Annotated in this window: 1 protein-coding gene; it reads right to left on the bottom strand. The window is 46.0% G+C overall.

The window, feature by feature from the left end; genetic code table 11:
• Positions 1-1323, bottom strand: a 1323-nt coding sequence (locus AC5V8P_RS25615; RefSeq protein ID WP_495474059.1) for an alpha/beta hydrolase family protein, incomplete at both ends; no start/stop codon positions are given.

Here is a 1323-nt window from a genome sequence, read left to right as displayed (position 1 = left end):
GCTATCCGGTCCTTTCATTAAGATTCCGCCTTGATTTTTCAGATACATATCGAAGAAATCCAGCATATAGGCATTGATAACGGAGTCCGCTCTTTCGGGCGCAATCTTTCCTGTAATGCCCAGCATCTTGAAAATCGGAGAAATGAATTGTACATCGGTAAAATTCAAATGCTCCGTATTTTCGATATAGAGGACTTGTCCCCCTTCCTCGACCGTTTCGCGCATTCGTTCAAGCTCCAACTTTTTATCTTCCGTTACTTGATCCTCCCACTCTCTTGTTGATCCCATACGGGTAAGCTCTGCATCTGTGTAGGCCCGGTTATCCATCACCATTTTTAATTTTTCGAAATAGCTTCTCGAGTTGATGAACAAAAACGGCTTTCGCAGACCCTCTCTGTCACGCAGTCGATAAAGCCCTCCATCTAAGTCTATTCCAGCCGTGATTCGCGGATCGTAAGAAGCGTCATAAGCCGTCGATCCGCCGATGGAATGACCGAACACCCCGACATGACCGAGATCAATCCTCCCTTTTAGATGACTTGGAATCTGCCCCGATTGGATCAGCTCGAATTGGTCCAGCGCAAACGCCACATCGCCGGTTAAAACTTTTCCCAACTTGTCGCGATTTTCTCTTTCCGTCCGGTAATCATGGTCGGGTGAGAATAAGTTGTCAGTTGTGCTGGTCGTGATTCGACCGTCCGGAAACTCGGTTGCAAATGTATTGTAAGTGTGGTCGATCACTGCCACGATATATCCGTGACTCGCGAGATTTTCGGCTTGCGACGTGTGGAGGAACCTGGAAGAGCCGTTGCCAGGATTCGAAAGGATCAGCGGGTATGAAGTCTGAGCCGAAGAGATTTCGGCCACCGAATAAGCATGACTGGATACGTACTTCAGATGTTGAAACGTAAACCCGGGAAGGCCATAGTTCGCGGCCATATAACGTAAAATCGGGGTATCGGGAATAAAGGGAGCGTACTTGCCGTTGCTAGCTTGAGCCGGATACCAGACCTGAACCATCAATTCTCTCTTACCCTCTCTGGCTTCGTCGAAAATTTCTTCCCTATTTGTATCCACGAAATGAAAAGTTTGCGTTCCTACCTTAAATTCGCCTGTCGGTTCAGGTAGTTTAAATACAGGAAAAACATACATGAGACCCGCTGTTACGACCAGCATTATCGCTATAGCGGTATAAGCTGAACCCAACATGAATCGTGAGATTTTTTTTGGGCCGTTTTTTTTAAAATAGCTATAACCTGAAATGGCTAAAAAAATGATCGTTATGCAATATGGGAAAAATAGCTGAACTCTGTATCCTTCCAT

This window comes from Paenibacillus sp. N119s (genome assembly GCF_059447605.1).
The sequence above is the reverse complement of the archived record's forward strand: the minus strand, read 5'-3'. Positions and strand labels throughout refer to the sequence as shown.